24 protein-coding genes are annotated in these 21,576 nt (G+C 66.6%); 11 read left to right on the forward strand and 13 right to left on the reverse strand.

Annotation, left to right across the window (positions count from 1 at the left end):
* Positions 1–21: 21 nt before the first annotated feature.
* Entirely contained in the window at positions 22–639 is a 618-nt protein-coding gene (locus tag HUA78_RS41395) for a hypothetical protein (RefSeq protein ID WP_174453817.1), read from the forward strand.
* Between the two features lie 71 nt (positions 640–710).
* Here the strand turns inward: HUA78_RS41395 and HUA78_RS41400 are convergent, their stop codons facing one another.
* Both HUA78_RS41400 and HUA78_RS41405 read right to left on the reverse strand, forming a co-directional pair.
* Positions 711–1,457: an SMI1/KNR4 family protein gene (locus HUA78_RS41400; protein WP_254624188.1), complete on the reverse strand. Its 747-nt coding sequence runs from the start codon at positions 1,455–1,457 to the stop codon at positions 711–713.
* Complete coding sequence (locus tag HUA78_RS41405; RefSeq protein WP_174478720.1) at positions 1,436–1,831, reverse strand: hypothetical protein; 396 nt, start codon at positions 1,829–1,831, stop codon at positions 1,436–1,438. Before HUA78_RS41405 ends, HUA78_RS41400 begins: the two co-directional genes overlap by 22 nt.
* A 62-nt stretch (positions 1,832–1,893) precedes the next feature.
* Here HUA78_RS41405 and HUA78_RS41410 point away from each other — a divergent pair, with 62 nt between their 5' ends.
* Positions 1,894–2,583, forward strand: coding sequence for a hypothetical protein (locus HUA78_RS41410; protein WP_174478721.1), 690 nt, complete (start codon positions 1,894–1,896; stop codon positions 2,581–2,583).
* A 7-nt stretch (positions 2,584–2,590) separates the two neighbouring features.
* On the opposite strand, the gene HUA78_RS41415 is transcribed toward HUA78_RS41410, so the two are convergent.
* On the reverse strand, positions 2,591–4,027 hold the full coding sequence (locus HUA78_RS41415; RefSeq protein WP_141640384.1) for a PLP-dependent aminotransferase family protein: 1,437 nt from the start codon (positions 4,025–4,027) through the stop codon (positions 2,591–2,593).
* A gap of 198 nt (positions 4,028–4,225) precedes the next feature.
* On the opposite strand from HUA78_RS41415, the gene HUA78_RS41420 reads away from it, so the two are divergent.
* On the forward strand, positions 4,226–4,558 hold the full coding sequence (locus HUA78_RS41420) for a DUF2917 domain-containing protein (protein WP_254624189.1): 333 nt from the start codon (positions 4,226–4,228) through the stop codon (positions 4,556–4,558).
* Between the two features lie 3 nt (positions 4,559–4,561).
* Here HUA78_RS41420 and HUA78_RS41425 read toward each other — a convergent pair whose 3' ends face one another.
* From HUA78_RS41425 to HUA78_RS41450, 6 genes are all read right to left on the reverse strand, one after another.
* Positions 4,562–5,524: a prolipoprotein diacylglyceryl transferase family protein gene (locus tag HUA78_RS41425; RefSeq protein ID WP_174453812.1), complete on the reverse strand. Its 963-nt coding sequence runs from the start codon at positions 5,522–5,524 to the stop codon at positions 4,562–4,564.
* A 61-nt stretch (positions 5,525–5,585) separates the two neighbouring features.
* Positions 5,586–5,963 (reverse strand): hypothetical protein, encoded by a 378-nt coding sequence (locus HUA78_RS41430; RefSeq protein ID WP_174467873.1) that lies wholly within the window; start codon positions 5,961–5,963, stop codon positions 5,586–5,588.
* Positions 5,964–5,996: 33 nt separating this feature from the next.
* Positions 5,997–6,230: a hypothetical protein gene (locus HUA78_RS41435; RefSeq protein WP_141640381.1), complete on the reverse strand. Its 234-nt coding sequence runs from the start codon at positions 6,228–6,230 to the stop codon at positions 5,997–5,999.
* A gap of 155 nt (positions 6,231–6,385) precedes the next feature.
* On the reverse strand, positions 6,386–6,772 hold the full coding sequence (locus HUA78_RS41440) for a hypothetical protein (protein ID WP_174453810.1): 387 nt from the start codon (positions 6,770–6,772) through the stop codon (positions 6,386–6,388).
* A 305-nt stretch (positions 6,773–7,077) separates the two neighbouring features.
* Entirely contained in the window at positions 7,078–8,076 is a 999-nt protein-coding gene (map, locus tag HUA78_RS41445) for a type I methionyl aminopeptidase (RefSeq protein ID WP_141640379.1), read from the reverse strand.
* On the reverse strand, positions 8,076–8,294 hold the full coding sequence (locus HUA78_RS41450) for a hypothetical protein (protein WP_174454334.1): 219 nt from the start codon (positions 8,292–8,294) through the stop codon (positions 8,076–8,078). Before HUA78_RS41450 ends, map begins: the two co-directional genes overlap by 1 nt.
* A 331-nt stretch (positions 8,295–8,625) precedes the next feature.
* On the opposite strand from HUA78_RS41450, the gene HUA78_RS41455 reads away from it, so the two are divergent.
* The 5 genes from HUA78_RS41455 to HUA78_RS47905 all read left to right on the forward strand — a co-directional run bounded on the left by HUA78_RS41455 (position 8,626) and on the right by HUA78_RS47905 (position 14,555).
* On the forward strand, positions 8,626–10,605 hold the full coding sequence (locus tag HUA78_RS41455) for a serine/threonine-protein kinase (protein WP_174478722.1): 1,980 nt from the start codon (positions 8,626–8,628) through the stop codon (positions 10,603–10,605).
* Positions 10,606–10,654: 49 nt separating this feature from the next.
* On the forward strand, positions 10,655–11,542 hold the full coding sequence (locus HUA78_RS41460; protein WP_174468863.1) for a DUF2381 family protein: 888 nt from the start codon (positions 10,655–10,657) through the stop codon (positions 11,540–11,542).
* 132 nt (positions 11,543–11,674) lie between these two features.
* Positions 11,675–12,979 carry a DUF4150 domain-containing protein gene (locus HUA78_RS41465; protein ID WP_174478723.1) on the forward strand — a complete coding sequence of 435 codons (1,305 nt, stop codon included), beginning with the start codon at positions 11,675–11,677 and terminating at the stop codon, positions 12,977–12,979.
* A gap of 59 nt (positions 12,980–13,038) precedes the next feature.
* Positions 13,039–13,776, forward strand: a complete 738-nt coding sequence (locus HUA78_RS41470) for a hypothetical protein (protein WP_254624191.1) — start codon at positions 13,039–13,041, stop codon at positions 13,774–13,776.
* A 359-nt stretch (positions 13,777–14,135) separates the two neighbouring features.
* On the forward strand, positions 14,136–14,555 hold the full coding sequence (locus tag HUA78_RS47905; RefSeq protein WP_371745790.1) for a DUF6438 domain-containing protein: 420 nt from the start codon (positions 14,136–14,138) through the stop codon (positions 14,553–14,555).
* 118 nt (positions 14,556–14,673) lie between these two features.
* Here HUA78_RS47905 and gstA read toward each other — a convergent pair whose 3' ends face one another.
* Entirely contained in the window at positions 14,674–15,282 is a 609-nt protein-coding gene (gstA, locus tag HUA78_RS41475; RefSeq protein WP_174460634.1) for a glutathione transferase GstA, read from the reverse strand.
* A gap of 134 nt (positions 15,283–15,416) precedes the next feature.
* On the opposite strand from gstA, the gene HUA78_RS41480 reads away from it, so the two are divergent.
* Positions 15,417–15,800: a helix-turn-helix domain-containing protein gene (locus HUA78_RS41480; protein WP_141646175.1), complete on the forward strand. Its 384-nt coding sequence runs from the start codon at positions 15,417–15,419 to the stop codon at positions 15,798–15,800.
* 134 nt (positions 15,801–15,934) lie between these two features.
* Here HUA78_RS41480 and HUA78_RS41485 read toward each other — a convergent pair whose 3' ends face one another.
* From HUA78_RS41485 to HUA78_RS41495, 3 genes are all read right to left on the reverse strand, one after another.
* Complete coding sequence (locus HUA78_RS41485) at positions 15,935–17,377, reverse strand: S28 family serine protease (RefSeq protein ID WP_174460633.1); 1,443 nt, start codon at positions 17,375–17,377, stop codon at positions 15,935–15,937.
* A gap of 107 nt (positions 17,378–17,484) precedes the next feature.
* The gene (locus HUA78_RS41490; RefSeq protein WP_174460632.1) at positions 17,485–17,760 is read right to left on the reverse strand and encodes a TraR/DksA C4-type zinc finger protein; all 276 of its coding nucleotides are present in this window, start codon (positions 17,758–17,760) and stop codon (positions 17,485–17,487) included.
* A gap of 213 nt (positions 17,761–17,973) precedes the next feature.
* Positions 17,974–19,074, reverse strand: coding sequence for an HAD family phosphatase (locus HUA78_RS41495; RefSeq protein WP_174460631.1), 1,101 nt, complete (start codon positions 19,072–19,074; stop codon positions 17,974–17,976).
* Positions 19,075–19,414: 340 nt separating this feature from the next.
* On the opposite strand from HUA78_RS41495, the gene HUA78_RS41500 reads away from it, so the two are divergent.
* The gene (locus tag HUA78_RS41500) at positions 19,415–21,004 is read left to right on the forward strand and encodes a hypothetical protein (protein ID WP_217442798.1); all 1,590 of its coding nucleotides are present in this window, start codon (positions 19,415–19,417) and stop codon (positions 21,002–21,004) included.
* On the forward strand, positions 21,001–21,516 hold the full coding sequence (locus HUA78_RS41505; RefSeq protein WP_141646170.1) for a hypothetical protein: 516 nt from the start codon (positions 21,001–21,003) through the stop codon (positions 21,514–21,516). The genes HUA78_RS41500 and HUA78_RS41505 overlap by 4 nt, the downstream gene beginning before the upstream one ends.
* Positions 21,517–21,576 lie beyond the last annotated feature (60 nt).

Here is a 21,576-nt window from a genome sequence, read left to right on the forward strand (position 1 = left end):
CACTCGACCCGGAGGACCTCCATGCCCCGTTCCGCTTCCGCGCTGCTTGCCCTGGGACTGCTGCCTTTCGCCCTGACCGCCTGTGGTTCCGCCGAGGAGCCCACCCTCGGTGACGACGCCCTGGGTGAGGCCGAGCAGACCGTCTGCACCCCGAACATGTCCGTCACCTTCGGGACGGCCGACAACTTCGGCGGAGGACCGGACCCGTTGCCCTACGCCCCCACGGCGATGCCCGAGTTCGTCACCTACCTCGCGGCCAACGGCATCCCGGCCAGCCAGCTCAAGACGCTGGATGACGCCACCTCCAACCGTCATACCGTGGCCACGCTGCGGCACGGACTTCGGAGCTGTTTCACCCAGACACCGTTCTGCACGCTGACGCTCTGCGCCTATTCCCGGGCGCTTCCGACGACCCCTCAGAACGACACCATCACCGTGCACGACACGGACTTTGGCACCTACAGCTTCCCCATCATCGCCAACACGGCCGTGACGCCCGCGCTGACCCCGACGTGGAACCCGGGCAACACCGCCTTCCTGTGCATGCCGCTCCCCATCACCTCGGTGGGCGACATGCTGCAGTTCCGCATGCAGAACGAGTCCATGGTGGACTTCATCCGCATCAACCTGAACTGCTGAACTCCGTGAGTCGGATGGAGACCTGACGGCCCGCGGAGCAACCCTCCGCGGGCACGACCCAGGCGGAATCCTCAAGCCTGTTTCTTCATCTGAATCTCCACGACGCGCGCTGATGCGAGCTCCCCCAGAATCCTCCGCAGGCTTCCGGGGTTGTTGCCGCCAAGGTCGAAAGCCCGCCGGTTCCCGGTTCCTGCTCTCGGCGTGCCCATGCACACCATGACCGCGTCAGGCCGCTCATACAGCCTGCAGAACGGGCCCGTGGGAATTGGTTGGTCGAATCCAAGACTGCTCATCACGGGGTCGAGGTTCATCAAGAAGTCTGGGGTGTCGCCCTTGAGGCTGCCGCTGCAGGTGTGCGGTGCCCTGTCGATGCGAAACAAGGAGAGCGCTCCCCACGCGAGCATCTCCCTCAGCGTCTCGAATGCGTCGGTCAGTTCCTTGCCGCGAGCTTGACGCGACGTGACCATGGCATCGTTTCGTACAGGCGCCTTGAAGTCGTAGAAGAGATGCAGCGGCATCATCTCATCGGACTCGTAGGCGATGAGCAGAAAGCGGGGATCAGGCTTGACCAGCGCCTGGGCGTAGCACGCCAGCACGCGCTCGGCCGAGAAATCCAGGGTGGGATAGGCCAGGGGTCCCATGCTCTGTCCCATGTGACCCAGGAACCAGCGATAGAACGGAGGCAGGGGACGGCCGGCAATCCGCTCGACCTTCTCAATCGTGGAAGGACTGGCGCCCCGCCACTGCTCCGCGAGCCCAGGGACGGTCCGCAGCAGCAGGCTCTCCAGTTGGGGCTCTACTCCTTCGTGTGTCGGCATTGCCTCTCCTGGACTTCCGGGCAGATCATCATGGGGAGGAGGACACAACAGGTGCCGCACGGCGGAACCGTCTTCCCATGCGCGAATGGACCTGCGACCACCGTACCGCTCGCCCGGTCCCGGAACTTGATCTTCCCTCGGGTCGGTCTGCCTTCGGGATGGAACCACTGCTCGGTGATGCCGGCAGGGAAGGCCTCGTCCTCCAGCACGAGCAGAAGCGCTTTAGGAGCAGCACAGCGTCCTGGAGGGTATGCGGCCGGTAGCTGCTGATTGCGACGGAACTTCTGGTACTCCTTGCCGGCGTCCACCCAGACGGTCTTCACTTCGTCCGCGCGCTGCTTGAACCGTCGCTTGAAGCGGATTGACCCAGCCACCGCGCCCCTCTCCTCCCACTGAACCCCGCGCGACCCGCCGTGAGGCGGTGTACACAGAGGCCATGCGTGCCCCTGTCTCCTTCTTCCTGACTCCCCCCGAGGGACTCGCCGGTGTGCTGACTCCCACGCGACTCGCGGCCATGCGCGCCACGGTGGCCGAGGGCCTGGAGGACCCCGAGGAGGACGATGACGACGTCCTGCTCCTGGAGCTGATGGACCACCTGTCCCGGCACGGCGCGGACACCGTGACCCGGCTTCCCGAGCGACTCGAGGACGGAGTCTGGGACCTGCTCGACGTGCTCGCCGACGAACTCGTCCACCTGGACGAGGACACACGAGGGGAGCCCCTGGAGCTGGCCACGCAGCTCCATCCCAGCGAGTACGACCTCCAGGCGGCGGAGGCCGTCGTCGGCACATCCTGTCCGGAGCCCATCCAGCGACTCTGGCGCTTCACCGTCTCGGGCCGTATGCCCGGAAAGGATGGCCCCATGGGCCGTGGCTTCAAGCGCGTGTACCCGGCCCTCGGCTTCTGGACGGGCTCCGAGGTCCGCCAGCTTCACGAGGGCCTGCGCGAGCACCTGGCCGGTGCCCCCGACTACAAGCCCCTCCTCCGCTCCGCCCGCCTGCGCGCCTGGTTTCAGCGCAAGCTGTCCCTCGCGCGACGCGGCGACCCGGCGCGCGCGCTCGACGCGGCCACGCACGCCCTGGACAAGGCCTCCCGCCAGGGCCTGGGCCTCCTCTTCATTCGCTGAAGCCCCGTCACGCGAGGCTGCGCGCCAAGCTCCCCAGCGTGGACACCGCCGCTTCGACTCGCGGCGTCCACGGCTGACCACAGCTCAGTCGGATGAAATTCCGATATGAGTCCGGCCGCGCGGAGAAGATGGGCCCGGGCGCGATGCTGATGCCCGCCTCGATGGCGCGCTCATGCAACGCCAGTGAGTCCACCTTGGGCGGCAGCTCCACCCACAACAACGAGCCCCCCGACGGCCGAGCCACCCGCGTCCCCTCCGGGAAATACTCCGCCACGCCCCCAGCCATGCTCTCCACCTGGGACATGAGATGGCGGCGCAGCGAGCGCAGGTGCCGGTCATACCCGCCCTCTTCCAGGAACCGCGCAATCGCGAGCGGAGGCAACGACGCCGTGGCAATCGTGTGCGAGAACTTCAGCAACTCCACCCGCTCGCGGAACCGCCCCGGCGCCACGTACCCGACGCGGAACCCCGGCGCGAGCGTCTTCGAGAACGAGCCACACAGCAGCACGTTCCCTGACGTGTCGAAGGACTTGCACGTGCGCGGGCGCTCCGCGTCGAAGTGCAGGTCGCCATACAAGTCATCCTCGATGAGCGGAACGCCCCGCGCCTCCAGCATCGCCACCAACCGACGCCGCCGCGCCTCCGGCATGCAACTGCCCACCGGATTGCTGAAGCTCGGCACCACCAGCACCGCCGCCACGCGCCGCCGCTCCAGCGCCGCCTCCAACGCATCCAGCTCCATCCCATGTCGCGGCGAGCACGGAATCTCCAGCGCCTTCAGCCCCAGCGACTCGATGGCCTGCAACGTGCCGTAGTACGCGGGAGACTCAATCGCGATGGTGTCCCCCGTGCGCGCCACGGCGAGCAGGCACAGGTGAATCGCCTCCGCCGCGCCACAGGTGATGATGAAGTCCTCGGGTGCCAGCGCCCCACCCCAGTCGAGCGAGCGCCGCGCCAGCTGCTGCCGAAGTTCCGGGCACCCCGGCGGCGCGTCGTACAGCACCCCCACGTCACCGGCCTCGCGCGTGAGCGCGTTCAGCTCCCGGTACAACCTGCGCGTGGGCAACAGCTCCGGCGCGGGCCACGCCCCACCGAGCTGCACGATGCGAGGGTCCCTCATCGCCTGGTACACGCGGGACACCAGCCCGCTGATGGTGACGGGCGTGGCGCTCGTCGCGGGCCGGGACACCTGCGGCTCGGCGAGACGCGGGCGCTCGCGGCGACGCACGTAGTGGCCCGACTGCGGCCGCGTCTCGATGAGCCCCACCGACTCCAGGTGCAGATACGCCTGGAGCACCGTGGAGACACTCACCCGCTCACGCAGGCTGAGCTGGCGCACCGAGGGAAGCCGGTCCCCCGCTCGCAGCGTCCCCGCGGCGATGGCCTCCTCCAGTCGCTCGGCCACCTGCTCGTACAGCTTCGGTTTGTGTGCCAGCGCGCCCATGCCACCTCCGTCGAGATGCCGTCCCGGGACCTGTATCGGTACCGGGCCCGACGCCCGCTGCCCAGATACACCTGACCGCATGTCGGACCGGTACAGTTTCCCACCCCGGGACTGTACTGGTCACAATGACAATCGGCTGCATCTGTTCTGTTCCCGCGACAGGGCGCATGTTGCGACGCGCAAGGAGGTCATGGAGCCATGGAGTCGATGTTCGCTCTGACGCGGCGGAGCTGGTGGAGCACGCTGTGGAGTCACTTGAAGCCGGAAGCACACCCGGAAGCGGAGTCGGGCTGCTTCGGACTGTTCCAGGGCGCGCTCTGGAGTCGGCGCGTGCGAGGAACCGAGGGCCTGACGCTCACCTGCACCGAGGGTCGGCTCTGGCTCACGCTCGACGCGGACCCGACGGACTACGTGCTGGAGCCCGGCGCCACGCTGCGCCTGGAGCAGGCAGGCCACATCGTGGTGCAGGCCCTGAGGCCGGCGCGCTTCCGCCTGACGAAGGGCGCGCACCCGCCTCCCTGTCCCTCGTGAGCCTCACCCCTCCAGCTTCACGGGCGCGGGCACACCCACCGCGTCCGGACGCTGGCCCAGCACACTCAGGAGGAAGGCCGCCCCCACCCCCAGCATCAGCACGGGTGGGAGCACCCCCTGCTCGAGCTGCGCGGCGAAGGACAGGTTCGGCTGGGCCTCGCGGAACAGGAGACCGACCAGGGCCAGGCTTCCATGCAGCGCGAAGAACAGCCCGCTCAGCAGCCCCACGGGCCGCGAGCGCCACAGCGCACGCACCGCCAGCAGGACACCGCCCAACAGCAGTCCCTCCAGCAGGGCCTGATAGAGCAACACGGGGTGCCGCGCGGGGAGGATGCGGTGCAGCTCCGCGAGGAAGGTCGCATCCGCGCGCGCCAGCGCCGCCACCTCATGCCCCGGGGCATAGGCCAGGGTGGACACGTCGAACGACGGCGTCACCACGGGCTGGAAACCCGGCATCCCCACCTCGGCGGGAAAGCGCACGGCCCAGGGCACGGAGGTCACCTGCCCCAGCGGCGCGCCTTCCATGAACACCGCCAGGTACGCCAGCAAGAACCCCAGCGGCGCGAGCACCGCCAGCGCATCCGTCACCTGGAGCCACGGGCGTCGCTGCTGGCGCGCGAAGTACACCGAAAAGGCGACAACTCCCAGCACCGCCCCCAGCACCGATGCGCCCCCCTGTCGGAACTGGAAGAAGACGGAGCCGTCGCGGGAGAAATCATCCCACTGGTGCAGCAGCACGTACCCCAGCCGTCCGCCCAGAATGACCCCGAAGAGGCTGGCGTAGAGCACGAAGCCCGACACCTCCTGCTTCGCGACAGGGCCTTCACCTCGCGCCGCCTGACGCCGGAGCACCGCGAACGCGAGCAGGAAGCCCACGAGGTACGCCGCCCCCGTCCAGCGAAGGGAGAGCGTCTCCGAGAAGCGGAACAGGAAGGGATTGATTCCGTGCAGGAAGTGGGTGTCCACGACGCCTCGCTCGGCAAGTCCCACGGGCGGGCGAGCCGCCCCACCCGTGGGCACACGTCCGCTACTTGAAGAAGTCTTCGGGAGCGATGTTCGTGAGTTCCTTCCCGACGACCTTCCGGAAGTAGAGCGTGGTCGAGCCATTGCTGCTGGTATCGGCCTTCTGGTAGCGGAAGCCATCCAGCTTGCCCTCGGCGAGCAGCCGATTCCAGTCCGTCCCGTTGATGCGAATGGTCGCGCTGGGACCACAGCAGTTGTAGGTGACGTCCGACGTAATCACCCCTCCGGTCCAGGACATCGACATACAGCTCTGCTCATACAATCCGAGCTTCACCGTGGCGGAGCCCTGATTCATCGTCTTGATGCAGTCCTCGGCACCCTGCGCCGTTCCCTGGGACAGACACAGCCAGACAAGACACAATCCCGCCATCATCTTCTTCATGGGGTTTGCCCTCCGTGGGGTTTCGAGTCAGGGCTACAGCAGCGGCTTGCTGGCGGTCTCGGTGGCCTTGGTGTCCACCTTCTTGTTCTTCGGCTCCTGCTTCGCGGCCTTGTCCTCCTCGATGGTGAGCGTCCTGGGCTCGGCGGCCTTGGACTCCGGCGCCGGCTTCGTGGTGGAGGGAGGAGGCGTCTTGGCCGGCGGAGTCTTGTCCGCGGCGAAGGCTCCGGAAGCGATGCAGACAAGGCACAACGTCACCCAGTTCTTCATGGGAACGATTCCTTTCAGGACTGAAGGGATTCATGGGCCCTCTGAATGACGCGAAGTCACACCACGATGGGCCCACGCGCACTGTTGCCGCGTGGCATCAAACTCACAATCACCCTGGCAGGCTGATTGCTGTTGCTATTCAAACAGCGGGAGCGCTATCGGAGGCTCCTCTTCAGATAGAGCGCGAACGGCATGTGGGTGACGGCCTCGCCGGAGAGCGGGACCTCCAGCGTGCCGTCATACCGCGCGGGCCTGCGCCCCCGGGAGACGACCTCCGGCTGGATGGTGATGCTCATCCCCACCTTCAAGAAAGGCTCCCGCGAGTCCTCCACCTCGGGGGCCTTCAGTCCGAAGTAGAGGTCCAGCTCGTACCGCTGCGCCGACTCATTCACCCGGAACGCCGCGCGCTCCACGAGCAGCTTCTCCTCCAGCTTCTTCAGGACGCCCGGGATGAAGTCCACCTGGAAGGTCCCCTCCAGCGTCTGGATGACATCCTGGACGCTCTTGAGCGACTGGGGGTCGACAGCGATATCGAGTGCCATGGCGCGCCTCCGGCGACACAACCGCGTGGACAGTCCCTCGTCGGAGCGCTCCGCGTCGCGAAAGCCAGACACGTCGAGCCCCGGCCAGGCGCAGGTGATACCGCACCGTCCGGACGAGGCTGGGAGGCCATTTGACGGGGGCGTCGACTCCGCGACAGGGATGAAGCCCTCGTGTCGGGAAGTCCGCGAGCCGGAGACTGTCTGCCTTCACACGGCGGGCTCGGACCGCGGGGCGACGCGGGAACACCGTAGGTGCCCGAGGAGGCCCCCTGGCGTGCAGGGGGCCTCGTGCGGCGGAGGACGGCTCAGGGCACCGTGAGGATTTCGGCGCCCTGCTCGGTGACGAGCAGCGTGTGCTCGAACTGCGCGCTGCGGGTGCCGTCGGCGGTGACGGCGGTCCACCCGTCGTCCCACGTGCGGTGGCCCCAGCCGCCCTGGTTGATCATCGGCTCGACGGTGAAAATCATGCCCGTCTGGATGACGGTGTCGGCCTCCGGCTCGTAGTAGTGCGGAATCTGGAGGGCCGTGTGGAACGTCTCGCCGATGCCGTGGCCACAGTAGGCGCGCACCACGCTCACGCCGTTCTTCGTGGCGTGCGTCTCAATCGCGCGGCCGATGTCGCTGATGGGGCGGCCGGGCTTCACGGCGGCGATGCCCAGCTCCAGGCACTCGCGCGTGACGCGCACCAGCCGCTCGCTCTCCGGCTGCGGAGTGCCCACGAAGTACGTGGCCGAGCAGTCCCCATGCACCCCATCCAGGAAGATGGTGATGTCCAGGTTGACGATGTCCCCGTCCTCCAGCGCGCGGCTGTCGGGGATGCCGTGGCAGATGACCTCGTTGACGGAGGTGCACAGCGACTTGGGGAAGCCGTGGTAGTTGAGCGTGCTCGGATAGCCGCCCCGGCGGATGTATGCCTCGTGGGTGATGGCATCCAGCTCGTCGGTGGTGATGCCCGGGCGGACGTGGCTGGCCACCTCCTGGAGCACCTCCGCGGCGGCCTTGCAGGCGCGGCGCATGCGCGCGATGACGTCCGGCGTCTTGATGTCGGAGTCCCCGCCGCCTCGACGCAGCGGCCGCCCGGACACGGCGTAGTCCGGACGAGGGATGTTCAGGGGCACATCGCGGCGGGGGCTGATGATGCCCGGCCGGATGCCATTGCGCGCCACCTCGGGGCCCTTCTTGCGGGCCTCCACGGCGTCGGCGCCACGGTGACACTTCTTGTACTTGGTGCCGCTGCCGCACCAGCAGACGTCATTGGGACCGGGCAGCACGGCGGGAGGGGTACGGGGACTGGCGGTGGTCATCACTCAACTCCGGTGTGGACCGTGTCGGACTTGCGGGCGCGCAGCCAGCGCATCACCTGGGGACGCAGCCACAACCGGGGACGTCCCGTGCCCAGGTCCAGGATGGGCCGGGGCATGTCCGGGTAGCGGCGCAGATAGGTGCTGACGCTGTTGGAGTGGCGCAGCTGGAGCAGCCCGGCCACGCCCTGGGCGTCGATGAGGTCTTCGGTCTTCACCATGGGACACATGAAGGGCTTGTCTATACCCTTAGACACGGCTCGGCGCACGGCTTCTTTCCGCCTCCCCGGGTGAGGGGCGGCCGGGCGACCAGTGGAGAACAACGCCCCCTGGGGGCCCTCCGGCCGAGGTCGGGGACGCCAGGGCCGGAGGGGAGCGAGCCCGCGGGTCGGCGAGCGCCTGGTGCCGGGCTCCAGGAGGCTTCCGCCCCATGTCGCGCGGGCACGTCGAGCCCTGCCCAGGGAGTTGTCCGCCGGTCACCCACCATGGCGGGTCACACGAGGAGGGTTCGACCTGCTAGGTTCAGCGGCTTCCAGGAGACCTCTGACGACCATGAGCACGCGGACCCCATCGATGAATCCGGACGCCCTTCCTCCGGGCCTCGTCATCACGGGCGGATGGCGCGTCATCGAGCGGCTGGGCTTGGGGGGCTATGGCGTCGTCTATCGCGTGGAGCCCACCGACGCGCCGGGGCGCTACTTCGCCCTCAAGCTGGCCCGCGACGCGTCCGAGGGCCGTGCGTTGCGCGAGCTCACCCTCTTGCTGGACCGCGCGGTGCATCCGAACGTGGTGGCGGTCCATGCCTGTGGCCGCTGGCCGGACATCGTCACCGGCCACTTCTACTTCGTCATGGACTGGGTGCCCGGGCCTCCGCTCCACGTCTGGGCGGACCACCACAACCCCACCTTCCGACAGCTCCTGGAGACGCTCCGTCGCGTGGCCCTGGCGCTGGACACGCTGCACGCGGGGGACGTGCTGCACCGGGACCTCAAGCCAGAGCACATCCTCTTGCGGACCCCCGAGGGAGACCCCGTGCTCATCGACCTGGGCGCGGGCGTGTACACGGGTGCGCCCACGTTGACCACGGGTCCCCTGCCCCCGGGGACGCTCTACCTGCGCAGCCCGGAGGCCATCCGCTTCCACCAGCGCCACTGGCGTCATCCGGATGCCCGCTACACCTCCGTGGCCACCGATGACCTCTATGCGTTGGGGGTCTGTCTGTACCGCGCCGCCACGGGGCACTACCCCTTCCTCCCCGACTGGCCGGCGGACGTGCTGTGCGCCGCCATCACCTCGCAGGAGCCGCCCGCGCCCTCCACGGTGAATCCCCGCGCGCCGCCCATGCTCGACACCCTCCTCCAGCGGATGCTGGACAAGGACCCCGCGCGCCGCTTCCAGAGTGGCGCGGAGCTGGCATCGACGCTGGTCGCCACCCTGGAAGGCACACCCGGCGAGTCCTGGGATGAGCCCCTCTTCGACTGGGCGGAGGCTCCGCTCGTCGCGGTGGACGGCGAGCCGTCGCAAGCGCTGCGCCGCGTGCGCCGTCCGGAGTGGGCTTCACATCTGCGCAAGCCTCCATCGAAGGCTCGGGCCCGGTTGCAACAACTGTGGGCCACGGTGCTGGGCACCCTGCGGCCACCACCGAGTCCCGCGCCATGGACCTCGCCCAGACACGCCACGGTGGAGGGCCAGGCGCGGCGGCTGCATCCCCATCCCTATCGACGCCTGCTGTTGACGCTGGTGGGAGTGGTGGCCCTGGGCGTGTTTGGGAGCCGTTTCATGGGCGGGTGGAGACAGACAACTCCACAGGTCACCCATGAAATGACCTCCCCCACTGGTCAGAAACTGGCCAGCGCGCGTGAGTCGCCGCACAGTGGCGGAGTCGCGATCTCGCCCATGGCGGAGCCCACCCCCGCGACCGTCGCCCCCGTGGCGCCGTCACTCCAGGACCCCACTCCCGTGAAGAAGGCCCCCGCCCTGTCCGCGTCGCCCCCTGCTCCCGTGAAGCAGCGCTCCCCCTCCCTGCCCCGTCTGTCCAAGGTAGCCCTGGCTTGCACGGGGCTCGCATGCGCCGGCTCGCCATCTGTGGTGAAACACCAGCCAGTGCCTGCCGCCGAGGACTGCCCTCCTGGAGCGCGGGAGGCCATGGCCCGGCTCAACATCCGAATCGGCGTTCAGGTCTCCGCGTCCATCGGGGAGAGGGACCACACCGGACTTGCCCATGCGGACATCACCCTCCGCGAGTCTCGAATCTCGACCCATCTGGACCGGACGTTCGGAGCGCTCCGCCGAGGAGCGGAACTCATCACGAACATCTACGTCACCCCCACCCGGGTCTATGGCCGAGTCGTCGAGGCACGAATCGAGGGCAAGAGCTACCCTGTCTGCATGTCATATGTCGACCCCAATCAGAGGGGGGTGTATGGCATTCCCGCCAAGGCAGGCAGCGACGATGACCATGGCGTCGTGGCCAACAAGTTCGCCGTGCGCGCCGTGGGTCGCTTCCAGGAGACCGGTGACGAGAAGAATTAGCACGAGCCGTCCACGACGCCTCCTGCCGCTCATGATGTGCCTCGTCGCCATGAGCATGCGGAGCGGGCCCGCACTGGCGCAGTCTCACACGTCATCGTCTTCCTCGGAGGTCCGTCGCATCGACCTGGGGACACGACAGGGCCCAGCACCTGCCGAGATCTTCATTCGTCCCGGGGGCACCACCGCGCTCCTGTTCGACACCTCTCTCGCACGAGACGCCGTCACGCTGGAGGGACGGGAGCGTTTTCACCGGGTGGTGATGGGCGAGGACACCCTCATGCTCCTGCCCTCGGACAAACTCCAGGAAGGCACGCGGCTGCGTCTGACCCTGCGCTTCGAGGACGGCTCCACTCCCAGGGAAGCGAACTTTCTCCTCGTCGTGGCCCCGGGGCACTTCGATGCCCAGGTGGAGGTCGTGAGCGATCCACCAAGAGCGCGCAACAACCGGACCGAGACCGCCCAGCTCGAGGGCGAGCTTCTGAGGCTGCGCGAGGAGAACGCGAGGCTTCGAGCTGAGCAGGGTCCAACGGGCCTGACAGGACTTTTCGCCACAGGGCTTCTGAACGAGCAGGGCATTCTCGGAAACACACTCGGTCAGGACCTCTCAACGGCCCGGTCCATTCTGTCTCGTGAAACCGAGGCACAGGTCTTCAGGAGCATCTCCCGCGTCGCGGTGGCACTCGTGCTGGCTTCAGCCGGCCATCATCTCCCGTGGACCGCGAGCCGAGCCACGCTCAGGGACACCCTGGGTCGCCGCTCCCATGAGCTGCGGGCCTGGCAGTCGAAGCCCCTGACCGCTGGCGACATCGAGGTGTTGCTCATCCTGGAGACAGAGGCCAGCCCGGACGAACTGCAAGGCACCTACACACTCGAACTGCGCGACGGGAACGATTCACGGGCCGTCATCATCGGACCCGTGAACTTCCCTCGGATGTGAATGGCTCACACCCTCTCCGGTCCTTGACAGGCGTCAGACCAACGCGCTCAGGGCGCTCGTCGACGGCAGTGCCGACAGTGGGCGCATTCGCGCCTGCGTCATGGATATGATTCGAAACGCCAAGGAGGAAGCATGAGCAAGGTCTTCGCCAACGGCCGCGCCATCCTGCACAAGGGAAGCGGTAACACGCACACCTCGGCCGCACCCGACGTCTGCAAGGTGCCGACGCCGGGAGGCCCTGTGCCCACCCCCTTCGTCAACTCCGCTCAAGACTCCACGCTCATCCATGGAAGCACGAGCGTCACCATCAATGGCCACCCGGTGGCACTGACCGACTCCGAGTTGAGCATCAGCTCGGGCGATGAGCCGGGCACGGCGGGCGGCATCATCTCCTCCAAGCTCAAGGGGAAGATGGCTTGGGGAAGCGGCAGCGTGGACGTGAAAATCGAGGGAAAGGGCGTCGTGCGCTACCTCGACGTCACCCTTCACAACGGCAACTCCTTCAATACCACGTTCATATCAAATGGACATGGTGGGACGGGATTCGCGTACGGGGACGACTTCGAGGGGCTGTGCATCATCTGCCAGAAGGACGCGGACAGCCATGCGGTGCTTGAGCGTCCAGAAGGAAGCCTCGACGTCGCCAACAAGATTCTCAAGGACCTCAAGGTCCGCGAGACCGAGTGGGCCAAGGTCCACCAGGAAATCACAACGAAGGTCGCCGAACTTGAGCGCCTCGGGCGTCAATCACCCCCACCCAAACAGACGACCTTGGATGAGCGGATGGCGTATATCAAGACCCTTGATCGGACACGTGAGGGGCTTGAGACTCATCGTCGCAGCAGGTCTGGCGGGTACATGTTCGGAGTCATGGTGTGCCTCACCGGCAAGAAATTCGCCGCGGTATCGGGTAACGAGGTGCCTCCCGGCTTCACGGCCATCGCCGAGGCTCACGGTTGCACGGTCATTGAGCGGGCCTCCACACTGGAGGACCTCATGACCATCAACCCAAGGTGTGCCGCGGGAGACACCCAAGCCATCGACAAGGTGGCCAAACAGTGGGACGACACCAGGAACTACGTCATCAGAGGTGAGAGTGGATACAACAATGTCCCTGGAACCTGTGCAGGCGCCAAACTCATCGGAGCGAGCGGTCATGTCGCGCATTCGATGACCGAGATTTACTTCTCCTTCTCCAGTGAGAAGAAGCAGGTGAAATTCAATGTGCCCTATCGCGGCCCCATCGGCTTCGCGCCGTCCGAGGGGCCCTGGACGCCTCCGAGCGCCGCCGACATCATGGAAGACAAGGGCGGCGAGTATGTCGAAGAGCGCCGTGACATGAAGCGCAAAAAGGAGGTCACTGTCCTTTCCTGCCAGTCGTGTCAGGACACGCTGTTCATGGCCCGGTGCGACTTCAAGAAGCAGAGTTGCGCATGACCTGGTCAACGATTCTCAGGTCCCCTCCTGCCTTGTCGATGACGGGCCTACTCGCGTTCATGGAGCGATGGAAGCCCGGGAGCACTCATGGCTTCGAACCAGCAACGACCGACCAGATGACCGCGCTTGCCCAGCCACATGGAGGACTCGACGCGCTGCCTGGCCTGTATCGCGAGTTCCTCGCAACCATGGGTGCATCGACCGGCGAAATGCGGTTGATGTGGGGGACAACCTCAATCTCGGCCCTGCTAGAGGACCTTGAAGATTATCAACGCGAGCGGCCCGATTCTCGCCGCTACCTCAAATTCGCCATGGGTGAGGACGACTACAACGGCCGTCACCCGGACGACTTCTTTGATCTCTCCCGCCCAACACCGGACGGGCGTGACACGGCCATCCTCCGCATTCACGAAGAGGATTTAGTGAGCAGCAAGGTCGCGGCCGAGCAGCCCTTCCCGACTTTCTCCGACTTGCTACGAGCGGTCATCGTGGCCAGGGTCAGCTTGGAGGCCGCTCCTCGGAAACAAACGCAGACCTATAACCTTGGGCCGAATCCCGAGGCTCCGGCCAGGACCTACGAGTTCTTCGCACGTTTGGGATTCGCTCCAACGGAACTCGGGGCCTCGTCGTCAATCATTCCTCTTGAACACGCGGAGCGCGGCGCGGTCGCCCTTATCAGGGCGCCTTCGACATTGATCCCAAGAGCGGGCGTAGAAGTGCGCGCACGTGATAAGGCCCAGCAAACGCTCCTTGATGAAATCATCCAGGACCATCAGCAGGAGTTGAGCGGTGGTTGACGAGGGTCGCCATTCGCATGACCCGCGAGATTTCACCAGATTCCCGTCGACGTCAGAGCGGAGGCTCCCTCCGGAGGCGGCTTCACATCCATCCACGAGTAGAGTCTGGACAGGGCCTGAGCGCGTGAGCTCACCCATGATACTGCCCTGCAGTGGAAGAGGCGCTGTTTCGAGAAACACAAACTGCCGTATCTCAAGAGGCCACATCCATGACGTCGGCTAGATGGGACGGGAGCAGCTTCCTCTGGGTGGTCCTGAGCGTGTGGATGGCCTGTGTCGGGTGCCGGTCGAGTCACCTGCACACGCCTCCGTCATCCGTCACGGAGAGGGCGACGGAACACAAGGGCTTGATCGTCGGAATGCGGCGTACGGGATGTGATGGGCTGTGTCCCGTTTATGATGTTCATGTCTATGACGATGGATGCGTTGTGTATGGGGGAATGGAGCACGTGGAGGTCGTAGGGAGGAGGGATTCCCAATTGACTGGGGAGCAGGTTGGACGTCTCAGGACGATTCTCGCCGAGCATGTCCGTACCGCGGAGGTCTACGGAGGCGACACTGCGAGTTTCTTTACTTGTCCTCATGGTGTCATCGGGTTTGCGGGAGTCGTATTGACAGCTCCAGAGGTAGGGGTGGTGAATCCTGTTTGTTATGCTGAGTTCATCTCGAAGGGAGAGACGCCACTGCTTGGTGGGGTGGATTACCTGATCGACGAGTTGCTCGGGACTTCTCGCTGGATTGGATGTGCAACCGGTGTGAAGGGATATGGTGGGTGTTGAGGGATGGATGAGACGGCCACGCGCCTCCTCGACGAGGCGGTCCTGGAGCCCACGACCGCCCACCCTCTCCGCTGCCCCGCACATCAGGCCCGTTGAGCGTCGCCGGGGCCAGAGGACGTCAGACCGGGAGCCCCTCGGCCGCGAGCGCCTTGCGCACCGCCGGACGCGCGGAGACGCGCTCCATGAACGCCATGAGATTTGGGAAGCCGGACAGGTCCACCTTCACGTACTTCGCCCAGCGGGTGACGGTGTAGAGGTAGGCATCCGCGATGCCGAAGGTGTCACCGAAGAGATAGGCGCGCGTGGCCAGGCGCTCCTCGATGAGCTTGTAGCGTTTGAACAGGTACACCGTGCGCTCCTCGCGCGTCACGTCCGGCGTCGTCGGCTGGAAGAGCGGAGCGTACGTCTTGTGCAACTCGGAGTTGATGTAGCCGAGCATCTCCTGCACGCGGTAGCGCTCACGGCTGCCCTCCGCGGGCACCAACCCCGCCTCGGGCCGCAGGTCCGCCAGGTACAGCACGAGCGCGGGGCCCTCCGTGAGGACCTCGCCCGGCTCCAGCTCCAACGCGGGCACATAGCCCTTCGGGTTGATCTTCCAGAAGTCGCCGCCCGACTGGAGGACCTTCGTCTGGGTGTCGACCTTCTCGAGCTGGAGCTCGAGCCCCGCCTCGTGCGCGACGATGTGGGGAGACAGCGAGCAGGCGCCCGGGGCGAAATAGAGCTTCATTGGCTTCCTCGGAGTGAGTGGGAACGACGGCACATCCCTAACGGGCCTGGTTACCTTTGGATAGCAACGCGACTAAGGTAAGCGCACTTTCCACTCACCTCCTGGTAACTCCACTCACCTCGCGGTAACCGCCCATGTCCCTGAAGCTGAGGAAGAGCAAGGCCCCACCCCCGCCCCCGGGCTGTCCCATTCATGCCTGCATGTCGTTGCTGGGCGGAGCGTGGACCACCAGCGTCGTCTGGCAGCTCTCCGGTGGCCCCCGGCGCTTCGGGGAGCTGCTCCACGACATCCCCGGCATCTCACCCAAGGTGCTCACCACGCGGCTGCGGGAGCTGACGGCGAAGGGCGCGGTGACACGCGAGGTCCTCCCCACCTCGCCGCCCTCCGTGGAGTACGCCCTGTCCTCGCTCGGCCTGGAGCTGGTGCCGGTGATTGACTCCATCGTCCGGGTGGGCACCCGGCTGCGCGAGATGACTCTCGCTTCGCATCGCCACGACAAACCTTCCTCTCGGCGATGAGACGCGGCTGGAAGGAGGCCTCGTGGCCGACGATTCCACCGACCAGGGCCACGGAGGCCGTGAAGAGCAACGAACAGGGCCCCACCACTGGGGCCCTGTGGGGGACGTTCAGGACACGTCCCGCGAGCCCCCGACTACAGCGGCGGCCGTCCATCCACCAGCGGAGCCACCTCCTCCAGCCTCGTCGACGTCAGGGCGGAGACTTCCTCCGGAAGCGGCTTCGCATCCATCCACGCGTAGAGCCTGGACAGGGCCTGGGCGCGCTCGGGCGCGGACAGGTAGCCAATGAACGCGTCTTCATGGTTGGTGTTCGGCGCGGTGAATCGGAACGAGTCATTGCGCTCGCGCACCTCGAACGCCCCGGCGGACCAAGGGTCGGTCTCCCCATAGATGAACAACATCCGCTCACCCTGCTGACGAACCCAGCGCTCCACGTCGCGCATGAGTCCCTGGGAGAAGGGCACCTGCACGGGGAATGACAGGTACGTGGCGGGCACGTCCTGGCGCGGATAACTCAACAGGCCGCGCAGGTGCTTCGTGGGGAAGCGGTTCCAGCCCAGCTCCGTCGCGCTCTGGTAGTAGTAGGGCGCGTAGTAGAGCACGCCCGAGTCCGCATAGCTGACGTCCATGTGGGTGACGTTGCCGACGAAGTCGATCAGCTCTTTCGCCGGAGCCCCGGGCAGCGGGACGGTGTCGCAGCGAGACTCACGCTCGTACATCCAGAAGTAGAACGACGACTCGACGATGGCGAACTCCAGCGCGCGGTCCATGCCCAGCAGATTGAACTCCATTCCATACGACTCCAGCACCCGCAGCAGCTCCTCACGGCGGCGCAACGCGTCCTGCTGGAAGTCCCGCAGTCGCGCCCGGCAGGCCTCACTGCCCACCTGGTCGAGGAAGCGCACGAAGCGCTTGTCCTTCAGTCCATGGAGGCTTGGGGCCACGTACGCCACGGTGGCGTCCACGTCGTCCGGGTAGAAGTAGCGGTGGTACACGGCGGACATGCCGCCCTTGCTCGCGCCCGTCGTCAGCCAGCGCCTGGGGTACATCGGCTTGAAGGCCTGGATGATGCGGTGGTAGTCGCCCGCGGTCTGCTCGATGTCGAGCTTCGTCCAGTCAGCCGACTCGGGCCGCGAGGGACTGAAGAAGCGCTGCTCCACCGACAACTGGTTCGCATCCAGCAACATCGTCGGCTCGGACTGACCGGGAGTCGTGCGAATGGCGTAGCCCGTGCCATGCACCACCGTGGGCGCATCGAACGAGCGGTGCAGCAACGTGGCGCGCAGCCAGAACCACTCGCCGTCCTGAGCCCGGTGGTCCACGGGCTGGGCGAACCAGAGGGTGAAGAAGCGCGTATTCGGAAAGGGCGAGACCTTCTCGCTCGCCACCACCACGTCGGGCATCGCTCGCAGCCGCTCGAGGATGTCGTCCGACTCCGCCCCTCGCTCCAGCACCCCTACCTCTCGCGCGGGAGGCTCAACGACTCCAGGTTCGACTGGCTCCGCTCCACCACAGGCCTGTGACACCACGGCGGCGAACAGCAGCCAGGCCGCCCTGAAACCACCCGTCTTCTTCATGGGAACATTCCTCGCGATGCGACTCACTCCACGTCTCGCGCGTGGAGCGCCGGCCCTGGTGCCGCATCAACCCGTCACCGCGCGAAACTGCGCACGGCCTCCCGCATTCAGCGCCCCAACGCCGCGCACGTCATGCAGTAGCGCGCCTCGGGAATCGCGCGCAGGCGATGTCTCCCCATGGCACCCCCACACCGCTCGCAGCGGCCGAACTGGCCCCCGGCGATTCGCTGGAGCGCCGCGTCGATGTCGAGCAACTCCTGTCGCTCCGCTTCGGAGAGCAGCGTGCCAGGTTCCGGAACACTCGGCGGGGGTCGGGCCCGAGACCTCAGGCGTTCGCCACGTTGCACCAGGGCGTCCCGCGCCTCACGAGCCAGACTGTCCATGCTTCACTCCCGCCACCCCACGCCGGGCGCATCCGTCGCGTCCACCGCGACCGTCCTTCCCAGCGGAAGAGTGGAGGTCGGGCACTTCAGAAAGCATGCCACGTCACTCCAGAGCCTCCCGTCGTCCCCCACCCGCAAGGCTTGCGCGCCCCTCGAGGACGTCCGCAGCCCTTGCGGAAATCCGGCCCGCACGCCTGCCCGGCGGCCCTGCCGCTACTGCTCGAAGGGATAGATGACCTTCCAGTCCTTCTTCATGTCCACCAGGTACCAGCCGCGCCGAGGCGCCTCGTCCAGTCCCCGCGAGAGTTTCCCGATGTGAGCGTTCCGGTCATACGCCCACTCCCGCTCCGCGTCGGTGTGGTGGACGAAGAGCCCGAAGCGCGGCCCCTTGCCCGACGTCGTCCACTCGAGCATCTCGAAGTCCCCATCCGAGTTGCCGAAGGCCGCGAGCGGACGCCGACCGACGACCTGCTGGATGCCCACCGGCTTGCCGGCCTTGTCGTTCATCAAGTCGAGCTCCGGCAACAACAGCAGCGCCGGCGCGCCATCCCGGACCTCGTAGCGAAGCTTCGCCCGACTGCCGATGACCTGCTCGGGGGGAATCCCATACACGCGCTCGGCCCAGGCGCGCATGAAGCCCACGTCGCCGCCCGACACGATGAAGGTCTTGAAGCCATGGGCCCGCAGCAGCGCGAGCAACTCCAGCATCGGCTGATAGACGAGGTCCGTGTAGGGCCGGTTGAACCTCGGGTGTTTCGCCGTGGTAATCCAATCCTTCACGGTGGCGTCGAACGCCTCCGTGGTGACACCCGAGTGCGTCGCCGCCAGCAGCTCCATCAGCCCGCGCTCACCGCTCGCGGCCACCGCCTTGAGGTCGCCTTCGAGCACGCCCTGGAAGGGCTGTTGGTGCCTCCACTCGGGATGCTGGGGCGCGAGCGCCTTCACGCGGTCGATGACGAAGGCCAGCTCCACGGCGAGGGGCTGCTCGGTCCACAGCGTGCCGTCATTGTCGAAGGTCGCGATGCGCGCCTCGGCGGGAACGAAGTCGGGCCCGCCCTCACGGGTGACACGCTCCACGAAGTCGAGCAGCGCCGCCTTCGTGGGCCCCTCGTTCCACGAAGGCAACGGGTCCCCTTGTCCGGAGAGCCCCGAGCCGCCCCGCGCAAGGGTCGAAGGCTCCGGGGCGACGTGCTGCGTGGACTTGCAGCCCACCGAGACAAAGAGGGCACACAACGTCACCGCCAGCCAGGAGCGGGCCAAAGGCTCCCATCGATACCCGCGGCCCGGCGTTCCCCGCAGCGAAGCTCCGTCCATGGCATTCCCCCCAAGAGGCCATGTGCGTCACGAGCGGCCTCACGCCGCAACCTGCGCATCCCCCCATGGGTTTCCATCGTTCCGTCGAGGACCGGAAACACGCGGTGCTTCACGGAGGGGACATGGGTCCCCGCCACCCTAGACTGAGAATGAACGGTCGACACCGTGGGGAAATGTTTCCCTGACAGCTGTCCTCCATCCGCGCATCACCTGCACACAGGGATGAGCCCTGCCTGGCTGGCTCGTCTTCCCAGCGGGGGCACCCACACCTCGTCATCCTCCCGGACAAGCGTCGGGTCCGGTTCCACACTGGGCATGTGGATTGAACGGGCCGCGCTCCATGCGAATGAAAAAACAGTGGTTGCTGTTATCACTTCTGGTTCCATCACTCGCGACCGCGCATGACCTCGACTGTGAGGTCAGCGTCAACGAGCAGTCTGACCTCGTCATCCGCGAGTACCCCGCCACGCTCACCTTCAGACAGGTGGTGAGGAACATCCATCCCACGCTCCCGTCCACCCTCCAACAGGCGACGGACCCTTTGCTGGAGCCCCTGGGTTGGTCCTTCACGCCTCCGCCCCCGGTGACGATTCCCGTCAATGACTCCCTGACGTACGAGTTCACCGTCACCGTGGAGAGCCTGGAGGACTGCGCGCGCATCGGACAGGTGCCTCCGTCGGAATCGGTGGAGTTCACGGACACCCTCCAGGTTGGCTGGGACCAGGGCATGGCGACGTGCGCCGCGCGCGTCCAGTGCGTGCCGGCCGACACCTTCGTCTGTGATGACACCATCTACGTGTCCTCCAGCGCGGGGACGAACACGGATTTGATGACCCTGGACCCGGTCACCCTCGCGACGACCCCGGTCTCCAGCACCACCGAGTTCGGCTACGACGCCATGGGGCTCAGCCACATCGACGGCTATCTGTATGCCATCAGCAATCGCAACCTGTCCGGCGACCCCATTCCCCATGTGGTCCGCGTCGACCGGGCGGGAAACATCGAGGACCTGGGAGGCCTGCCGGAGCTGGCTGGCCAGGAATGGATTGTCGGCACCATCATGGAGGATGGCAGCTATGTCATTGGCTCATTCCTGGGGAGCCACTGGCTGCGCCTGAATACCAGCACCCTCGAAATCCTGGGCCAGGGGACCCTCCCCACCACGACGCCCACCGCCTGGGCCACCAACCCGCTGGACAACAAAATCTACGGCTACCAGAGCTTCCTGGCCCGGATGAGCGTGTTCGACCCCTATACCGGCGTCCTCACCGTTTTTGGTCCCGTCCTGGGCAACGTGGGGATTCAGCCCTGCTCCTGTGCCTTCCAGCAGGATGGGACGTACCTGCTCTACTGCTACACGTCGGACCCGACGCTCGACGCCTTGTTCGAGGTGGACCTGGTCAACGGCGGCGCGACGCTCCTGGGCAGCACCACGTCGCTGGCCGCTGGAGACATGGCGTCCTGCGCGTTCCCTCCCACGGAGGGCGCGACGCCCGCCGTCCGCCCCGCGGGCTATTTCATGACTCACGAGGCCGCGCTGGAGCGCTGTCTGGCCCCGGGCCCCGTGAAGCTGGGACTCCTTCCGGCCGTCGTGACGAAAGAGGACGCGCTGCGGCTGCTCTGGTCGTCACCCGCCTTCACCCTGGGCGGTGAGCACCGCTCCGAGGAGCAGGCCACCCGGCACGCCCTGGCCAGACAGACGCTCACCGGGGTCTGCAACCAACGGCTGTTCGGTGGCACGCCAGAGCTTCAGCGCCTGCTGCTCGACGCCTCCACCACGCTCGGCCGCACCCAGACCCTGTCACGTCTCGAACGACACCTCGGCGCAGCCAATGGCCGGGGACTCGATGTCGCGCTGCCCTTCTCCCTTCGGAGCCGCGCGACGCCATCCCATGCGCTGGAGCAGCTCCAGCCCAGGAGCTCTCCATGAAGAAGACCGTTTCCAGAATCCTCCCGCTCGTCATGTTGCTGTGGGGTGTTGGCCTTTCCGCGTGTGGAGACAGCGCCCCGGAACCTCGGCGCTACGAGCTGCGCCTCCAGGGAACCTCGAATCGCTTCTCCACCACCTACCTGACCGCGAACGCCGTGCAGGTGACCCTGGGAGGAGTGCCGCTGCGCACGGAGCTGCTGACGTCCTCACAGCGGATGGACGTGGCCAAAGCCACCCATGCGCACCTGGTGGCGTACTTCTGGCTCATGCCCGAGCAGGCCCGTGGCGCGCTGGAGGCCACCGTGACGCTGGATGACTTCGGCGCCTTCGAGGGCTCCGACGGCTCCGCGGGCTTCGTCGATGCCCGGAGTGCCCCGTTGCGCCTGAAGCTGGAAGGCGCCGCGCTGGAGCGCAATGGCCGGGCCGTCATCCACCTGGACCTGGACAGGTCGCTCGGCGCCGAGCGACAGGGGAGTCGTCCCCTGCTCCCCCATCTGCGGCTGGTGTACTGAAGCCCTCACCCCGTCGGGGCATGGGCCCGGCCCCCGAAAGAGGGCCTGGCCATGGACGGG

It is taken from the genome of Myxococcus sp. CA033, from assembly GCF_013336625.1.
In the GTDB taxonomy this organism is placed as follows: Bacteria; Myxococcota; Myxococcia; order Myxococcales; family Myxococcaceae; genus Myxococcus; species Myxococcus llanfairpwllgwyngyllgogerychwyrndrobwllllantysiliogogogochensis.

What these genes read in the sequence shown, in the direction of transcription:
- HUA78_RS41395 (WP_174453817.1), top strand. Translation starts at nt 22, where the DNA reads ATGCCCCGTTCCGCTTCCGCGCTGCTTGCCCTGGGACTGCTGCCTTTC.
- HUA78_RS41400 (WP_254624188.1), bottom strand. Translation starts at nt 1,457, where the DNA reads ATGCCGACACACGAAGGAGTAGAGCCCCAACTGGAGAGCCTGCTGCTG.
- HUA78_RS41410 (WP_174478721.1), top strand. Translation starts at nt 1,894, where the DNA reads ATGCGTGCCCCTGTCTCCTTCTTCCTGACTCCCCCCGAGGGACTCGCC.
- HUA78_RS41415 (WP_141640384.1), bottom strand. Translation starts at nt 4,027, where the DNA reads ATGGGCGCGCTGGCACACAAACCGAAGCTGTACGAGCAGGTGGCCGAG.
- HUA78_RS41420 (WP_254624189.1), top strand. Translation starts at nt 4,226, where the DNA reads ATGGAGTCGATGTTCGCTCTGACGCGGCGGAGCTGGTGGAGCACGCTG.
- HUA78_RS41430 (WP_174467873.1), bottom strand. Translation starts at nt 5,963, where the DNA reads ATGAAGAAGATGATGGCGGGATTGTGTCTTGTCTGGCTGTGTCTGTCC.
- HUA78_RS41435 (WP_141640381.1), bottom strand. Translation starts at nt 6,230, where the DNA reads ATGAAGAACTGGGTGACGTTGTGCCTTGTCTGCATCGCTTCCGGAGCC.
- HUA78_RS41440 (WP_174453810.1), bottom strand. Translation starts at nt 6,772, where the DNA reads ATGGCACTCGATATCGCTGTCGACCCCCAGTCGCTCAAGAGCGTCCAG.
- map (WP_141640379.1), bottom strand. Translation starts at nt 8,076, where the DNA reads ATGACCACCGCCAGTCCCCGTACCCCTCCCGCCGTGCTGCCCGGTCCC.
- HUA78_RS41450 (WP_174454334.1), bottom strand. Translation starts at nt 8,294, where the DNA reads ATGGTGAAGACCGAAGACCTCATCGACGCCCAGGGCGTGGCCGGGCTG.
- HUA78_RS41455 (WP_174478722.1), top strand. Translation starts at nt 8,626, where the DNA reads ATGAGCACGCGGACCCCATCGATGAATCCGGACGCCCTTCCTCCGGGC.
- HUA78_RS41460 (WP_174468863.1), top strand. Translation starts at nt 10,655, where the DNA reads ATGAGCATGCGGAGCGGGCCCGCACTGGCGCAGTCTCACACGTCATCG.
- HUA78_RS41465 (WP_174478723.1), top strand. Translation starts at nt 11,675, where the DNA reads ATGAGCAAGGTCTTCGCCAACGGCCGCGCCATCCTGCACAAGGGAAGC.
- HUA78_RS41470 (WP_254624191.1), top strand. Translation starts at nt 13,039, where the DNA reads ATGGAGCGATGGAAGCCCGGGAGCACTCATGGCTTCGAACCAGCAACG.
- HUA78_RS47905 (WP_371745790.1), top strand. Translation starts at nt 14,136, where the DNA reads ATGCGGCGTACGGGATGTGATGGGCTGTGTCCCGTTTATGATGTTCAT.
- gstA (WP_174460634.1), bottom strand. Translation starts at nt 15,282, where the DNA reads ATGAAGCTCTATTTCGCCCCGGGCGCCTGCTCGCTGTCTCCCCACATC.
- HUA78_RS41480 (WP_141646175.1), top strand. Translation starts at nt 15,417, where the DNA reads ATGTCCCTGAAGCTGAGGAAGAGCAAGGCCCCACCCCCGCCCCCGGGC.
- HUA78_RS41485 (WP_174460633.1), bottom strand. Translation starts at nt 17,377, where the DNA reads ATGAAGAAGACGGGTGGTTTCAGGGCGGCCTGGCTGCTGTTCGCCGCC.
- HUA78_RS41490 (WP_174460632.1), bottom strand. Translation starts at nt 17,760, where the DNA reads ATGGACAGTCTGGCTCGTGAGGCGCGGGACGCCCTGGTGCAACGTGGC.
- HUA78_RS41495 (WP_174460631.1), bottom strand. Translation starts at nt 19,074, where the DNA reads ATGGACGGAGCTTCGCTGCGGGGAACGCCGGGCCGCGGGTATCGATGG.
- HUA78_RS41500 (WP_217442798.1), top strand. Translation starts at nt 19,415, where the DNA reads ATGCGAATGAAAAAACAGTGGTTGCTGTTATCACTTCTGGTTCCATCA.
- HUA78_RS41505 (WP_141646170.1), top strand. Translation starts at nt 21,001, where the DNA reads ATGAAGAAGACCGTTTCCAGAATCCTCCCGCTCGTCATGTTGCTGTGG.